The sequence below is a fragment of the Thermoanaerobaculia bacterium genome, from assembly GCA_035260525.1.
Classification (GTDB): domain Bacteria; phylum Acidobacteriota; class Thermoanaerobaculia; order UBA5066; family DATFVB01; genus DATFVB01.
In genome coordinates, this window is record DATFVB010000084.1 from 1 (window position 1) to 6,142 (window position 6,142).

Consider the following 6,142-nt stretch of genomic DNA (forward strand, 5'->3'; position numbering starts at 1 on the left):
TTCCCCGCGGAAGCGGCTGGTTCGCCAGCAGCACGGCGAGGTCGAACATCTCCTCGATCGTGTCGGCGCGAATCACGCCCGCCTGCCGGAAGAGCACGTCGGCGTTCGTATCGCTCTGCGCCGCGTTGAACTCGGGCTCTCCCGCCGCGATATGCGCCCGGGCGACGTCGCGCCCGGCGCGGCTCCGCGCGCTCTTGACGCACAGCACGGGCTTGCGATGCGCGAGCCGGCGGGCGATGCGCGCGAACCGCCGCGCGTTCCCGAAGGTCTCGAGGTACAGGACCGCGATGTCGGTCGACGGGTCCTCCTCCCAGAACTGCAGGAGGTCGTTGCCGGAGACGTCCGCGCGGTTGCCGGCGGAGACGAACGTGGAGAAGCCCAGCCCCCGCTCGGCCGCGTAGTTCAGGATCACGATCCCGAGCGCGGCGGAATGCGCGAAGAAGCCGATTCGTCCGCGGGGCGCCGTCTCCGGCGCGAGGCTCGCGTTCAGGCGCACCTCGGGGTCGGTGTTCATCAGGCCGAGGCAGTTGGGACCGATCAGCCGCGCGCCGTGCGATCGCACGACGTCGACGAGCTCCGCCTGCCGGGCGGCGCCGGCGGGCCCCGACTCGGCGAACCCGGACGTGAGGACGAGGAGCGCCCGCGAGCCGGCGGTGAGCGCCTCGCGGGCGACCTCCAGCACCCCTTCGGCGGGAACCGCGACGATCGCGAGCTCGGGCGCCTCCGGCAGGTCCCGCACGGACGGAAAGGCGCGCACCCCGTGCACGGAGGTCGCCTGCCGGTTGACCGGATAGACCGTCCCCGCGAAATTCCCGCGGAGGATCGCCCGAAAGATCATGCTGCCGATCGCGGCCGGATCGCGGGAGGCGCCGATCACCGCGACCGAGCGCGGCCGGAAGAACGGGAGGAGCGAGTTCGCCGCCGCGACGCGGTCGCGCAGCTCGACGCGCTCGCGGAGCGACGCCGGGCCGCCGACGGGAAAACGCACGTGGACGACGCCCGAGCCCCCGAACGCCTGCACGACCTCGAATCCGGAGTCGCGAAAGACGTTGATCATCGCCTGGTTCTCCGAGAGCACCTCCGCCTCGAACCCGAGGAACCCGTTGGCCGCGGCGATCCCGGCCAGCCGCTCGAGGAGGAGCGTGCTGATCCCGCGTCCCTGGAAGTCGTCGTGGACGAGGAACGCGACCTCCGCCCGTCCGCCGCCGGCGCCCGTCGCGACGTAGTTGCCGAGTCCCGCGATCCGAGGGCTCTCGGCCGGTCCGGCGACCGCGAGAAGACAGAGGCTGTCGCGAGGATCGCCCGCGCACATGGTCACGATCACGGACCGGGAGACTTCCGCGACGGCTCCGAGGAACCGAAGGGCGAGGCTCTGCCGCGACACGGTCCGCATGAACGCCTCGACCGCCGGGATGTCGTCCGGCGTGGCGGTCCGGAGCTGCAGCGTCTGTCCGTCCCGGAGCAGGACGTACTCGGCGAAATGGTCTCCTTCGGGAATGATCCTGAACATCGGACCTCCGGTCACTTCATTTCGAATCGAGCCTCTGCCGCGTGATTCTGGAACGATGCCCGTTCCCTCGGAACGACGCCGAAGCGCGGCGAGGCGCGAGCCCGATCCGCCGTCGCTCTGACGAGCTATGGCGGATTGACCGCCAGCTACGTCGTTCGAGGCAGATGCGCAGTCGATGCTTCGATCCGCCGAAGCCTTGGCGGAGGCGGACGGGATGCGGGTCGGCCGCCGGCCGCAAAGGCGTACCGAAAGCCGTACGTCGAGCGGCCGGCGGGCGGCACGCGCCCGTTCCACCTTCGCTGAAGCTTCGGCGCGATCCTATCGGCATCGACCGGCCCCTACGGCTCGCGCGAGCTCACAACTGATCGCGCCGTAGCTCCGCAGAGCGGAGGCGGACCGCCTCGATGCATCGCCGCGCCCGCTCCTAGAGCCAGTACGGGCGCGCCGCATCGAGCAGCCTTTCGGCGATCTGGCGATTCTTCCGGGCGATCTCCTCCCGGTTGGGAACGGCGTCGGCAGGAAGATCGGGGTCGTGGAGAGCGCGCGGCAGATCGCCTCCGGCCGCGTCGCGCCAGCGTGTCGCCCACTCTTCGGGAAGCCGTTCGGGGATCGGGAGGTCGCGCACGAGGAGACAGAGGATCGACCAGATCCGGGCGGCCGCCGAGAAGGAATACCCCCCTCCGAGGGTGAAGAGCACGCGGCCCGCCGTCAGCTCGTCGGCCAGCGCGAGGATCCGCCGGAAGACCGCCTCGTAGTCGCGCGTCGTGAGCATCAGGTCGGCGAGCGGATCGGCATAGTGGGCGTCGGCTCCCGCCTGGACGACGATCACTGCCGGGCGGAAGTGACGGAGCGCGGCCGGCACGACGGCGTCGAAGACCTCGAGCCAGCTCCTCCCTTCCGTGAACGGCTCGAGCGGCAGATTGAGCTTCAGCCCTCGCCCGACGCCGGAGCCGAGGTCGCGGACCTCGCCGCTCCCGGGGAAGAGGAATTTCCCCGATTCATGGAGGCTGATCGTCATGACTCGGCGGTCGTCGTAGAGGATCTGCTGGACGCCGTCCCCGTGGTGCACGTCGATGTCGACGTAGGCGACCCAGAAGCCCTTCCCCGTCAGCCACTGGATCGCGATCGCGAGGTCGTTGTAGACGCAGAAGCCCGAGGCGAAGTTGCGCTGCGCGTGATGGAGGCCTCCCCCGAGCTGGACGACGCGCCGTTCGTCCCCCTCGACGATCGCGCGGGCCGCCTCGAGCGTCCCCCCGACGTGCCACCGCGCGGCCTCGTCCATCCCGCGGAAGGCCGGCGTGTCGGCCGTGCCGAGGCCGTACTTCGGCGCGTCGGGCACCGCCTCGCCGCGGGAGAGCGCCTCCACGCGGCGCACGTAGTAGTCCTCGTGCACGGCGAGCACGTCTTCGCGCGTGGCCGGGCGCGGCGCGGCGGGGGACACGGGATGGCCGAGCCCGTTCAGCAGGTCGAGCGCCATCTCGACCCGCCGCGGGCTGAAAGGGTGCCGATCGCCGAACGAGTAGCTTCCGTAGGCGGGGTGGTAGATCACCGCGGCCATGGCTTCTCGGGCGGCCACACGACGTCGAACCCGGCGCGCCGCAGCTCCCCGGCGAGGAGGCGCGTCTCGATCGAGCCGACCCGCAGGACCGTCCGGACCCGCTCCGGGCCTTCGGGGTAGGTCAGGACGGAAAGGACGTTCAGGTTCCGGCTGGCGAAGAAGCTCGTCAGCCGCGCCAGCTCTCCCGGAAGGTCCGGCAGCCGGACCTCGAGACGGCCCGACGGCTTGTCGACGCCGGTCATCCGCAGGAGAGCGTCGAGGAGGTCCACGCCCGTGATGATCCCGACGAGCCGGTCGTTCTCGTCCATCACCGGCAGGCACCCGATCTTGCGTTCGCGCATGACGCGCGCGGCGTCCTCCACCGGGTCGGAGGGAGAGGCGGTCAGCGGATCGCGGACCATCACCGAGTCGACCCGGCTGCCGGGCGGGAACGGCGAGGGGACGAGGGCGCTCGTCGCGAGCCTCAGGTCCCGGTCCGTCACGACGCCGACGACGCGCTCGCCGTCGAACACGAGGAGGTGGCGGATCCCCTTCTCGCGCATCATCCGATACCCGTCCTCGAGCGTGGTTTCCGGCGGGACGGCGGCGACCGGACTGCTCATGATGTCCCGGACCAGCATGGCTCTCCTTCAGCCCGCGTTCACTTCACCGAGCCGACCGTGAACCCGGCGATGAACCGGTCGAGGAAGACGTTGTACAGCACCGCGATCGGCAGGGTCGCGATCAGGCAGGCCGCCATGAGCGACCCCCAGTAGTAGACGTCGCCGCGGACCAGGTAGATCGGAACGCCCACGCCGACGGTCTGGTGCGCGGCCGACGAGATGAACGTCAGCGCGTACACGAATTCCTGCATCACGAGGGTGAAGCTGAAGATCACGACCGTCAGGATGCCCGAGACCGAGACCGGGATCACGAGCTTGACGAACACCTGGAATCGCGTCAGCCCGTCCACCATCGCGGCGTCCTCGAGCTCGCGGGGAATCGACTTGAAGAACCCCATGAGGAGCCACGTCGAGAACGGGATCGTGAAGCTCGGATAGACGACGATGATCGCGCCGAGCGTGTCCTGGAGCCCGAGCCACGCGACGATCCGCGAAAGCGGGATGAAGAGGAGCGTCGGCGGCACGAGGTAGGTCAGGAAGATCCCGATCCCGAGCCGCTCCCCCCACCGCCCCGTCAGACGCGCCAGGGCGTAGGCGGCGGGCGCCGCGAGCAGCACGGTGATCGCCACGACGCAGAGTCCCGCGAAGGCGGTGTTGCCGAGCCAGCGGAGGAACAGCGTCTCCCGAAAGAGGTACTTGAGGTGCTCGAGCGTCGGCGGCTGGTTGAAGATGAACGGGTTGTTCTTCAGGTCGTAGAGGTCCCCCGTCCTCTTGAACGACGTGATCAGCATCCAGTAGAACGGGAACGCCAGGAGGATCCCGAAGACCGCGAGCGTCCCCCACCGGACGCCGGTCGCGGCCGCCCGCCTCGCCCGCAGCCCGCCGATCACGTCACTTCCGCGCGCCGCGCGGTCCGGAGCATCAGCCAGGCGATGACGACGAGGAGCGGGACGAGGAAAATCGAGATGGCCGCCCCCTCGGCGAGGTCGCCGCCGAGGATGCCCGTGAAGAACGCGAGCGACGGGACGACCTGCGTCGTGTCGTACGGGCCGCCGCGGGTGAGGATGTAGATCACGGTCATGTCGGTGAACGTGAAGACGACCCCGAAGAGGACCGCGACGTTGATGATCGGGAGCATCATCGGGATCTCGATCTGGAAGAGGCGCCGGAAGAATCTCGCCCCGTCGACTTCCGCCGCCTCGGGGATGTCCTTCGGAATCGCGGTCCATCCCGCGAGGATGATCACCGTCGCGAACGGGAGCATCCGCCAGGTGTGCACGAGGATCACCGAGAGCATGGCGAGCTTCGGCTCGCCGAGCCACATGGGGGGAGAGAACGCGTTGACGAGGTGCAGGCGGACGAGGACCCAGTTGATCACGCTGTAGAGGGAGTCGAGGATCCATTTCCAGCCGATCGAGCCGATCGACACGGGAGCCACCCAGGGAAGGAGGATCAGGAAGCGCACGAAGTGGCGGCCGCGAAAGGCGTCCTTCAGCGCGAGCGCCAGGATCGTCGCGCCGACCAGCACCAGGACCTGCGACGCGACCGTGAAGACGAACGAGTTCCGGAGCGCCGTCAGGAAGGCGGGGTTCTGGAGCACGGACCGGATGTTGCGGAGCCCGACGAAATGGTATCCGCGGCTTCCGACCTTGACGTCGCCGACGCTGTAGAGGAACGCGAGGACGAAGGGAACGCCCACGAGCGCGAGGACGTACAGCATCGCGGGGAGGAGCATCGCCGGGCCGAGCCAGCGCTGGCGCTTGCGACTCACCCCGGCGGCGCCTTCCATCACATCACGGCGTCGGTTTCGCGGTCGAAGAGATAGGCGCGGTTCATGTCGAACCAGAGATCGACCTGCTCCCCGGGCCGGATCGCCGCGTGAACCTCGGTCTCCATCAGAAAGGAGCCGATGGGGCTCCCGGCCGTGACGATCGCGCGGTGGCCGAGCGGTTCGACGAACTCGATCGATGCCGGGACTTTCGCGGGCATCCCGAGCGCGGCCCACGCGGAGTCCGAGATGGGGCGGCCGCTCGCGGCGAGCGAGATGTGCTCGGGTCGGATCCCGAGGTAGACCTTCCGGCCCACCGAGCCCGAAAGATCCGTCCGCGGGAGCGGGAGGCGCACGCCGCCGCCGAGCAGGACCGCGCTCCCGGACGGGTCCGCGGCGATTTCCCCCTCGAAGAAGTTCATCGGGGGGCTCCCGATGAAGCCCGCGACGAAGCGGGAGGCCGGCGTGTCGTACACCTCGAGCGGCGTCCCGATCTGCTGGATCTTCCCGTTGTTCATGATCACGATCCGGTCGGCCATCGTCATCGCCTCGACCTGGTCGTGCGTGACGTAGATCATCGTGGAGCGGATGTCTCGGTGCAGACGCTTGAGCTCGGTCCGCATGTAGACGCGCAGCTTCGCGTCGAGATTCGAGAGCGGCTCGTCGAAGAGGAAGAGCGACGGCTCCCGCACGATCGCGCGCGC

General features: G+C 69.4%; 6 protein-coding genes. All 6 read right to left on the reverse strand.

Annotated elements, in window-relative coordinates; all coding sequences use genetic code 11:
- Positions 1-1,510, reverse strand: a 1,510-nt coding sequence (locus VKH46_04055; GenBank protein ID HKB69992.1) for a GNAT family N-acetyltransferase, incomplete at its 3' end; no start/stop codon positions are given.
- A gap of 424 nt (positions 1,511-1,934) precedes the next feature.
- Positions 1,935-3,068 carry an acetoin utilization protein AcuC gene (locus tag VKH46_04060; protein HKB69993.1) on the reverse strand — a complete coding sequence of 378 codons (1,134 nt, stop codon included), beginning with the start codon at positions 3,066-3,068 and terminating at the stop codon, positions 1,935-1,937.
- Entirely contained in the window at positions 3,056-3,688 is a 633-nt protein-coding gene (locus tag VKH46_04065) for a CBS and ACT domain-containing protein (GenBank protein HKB69994.1), read from the reverse strand. The genes VKH46_04060 and VKH46_04065 overlap by 13 nt, the downstream gene beginning before the upstream one ends.
- Positions 3,689-3,708: 20 nt before the next feature.
- Positions 3,709-4,560 carry a carbohydrate ABC transporter permease gene (locus tag VKH46_04070; GenBank protein HKB69995.1) on the reverse strand — a complete coding sequence of 284 codons (852 nt, stop codon included), beginning with the start codon at positions 4,558-4,560 and terminating at the stop codon, positions 3,709-3,711.
- Complete coding sequence (locus tag VKH46_04075; protein ID HKB69996.1) at positions 4,557-5,459, reverse strand: sugar ABC transporter permease; 903 nt, start codon at positions 5,457-5,459, stop codon at positions 4,557-4,559. Before VKH46_04075 ends, VKH46_04070 begins: the two co-directional genes overlap by 4 nt.
- Positions 5,459-6,142, reverse strand: a 684-nt coding sequence (locus VKH46_04080) for a TOBE domain-containing protein (protein ID HKB69997.1), incomplete at its 5' end; no start/stop codon positions are given. The genes VKH46_04080 and VKH46_04075, both read right to left, overlap by 1 nt.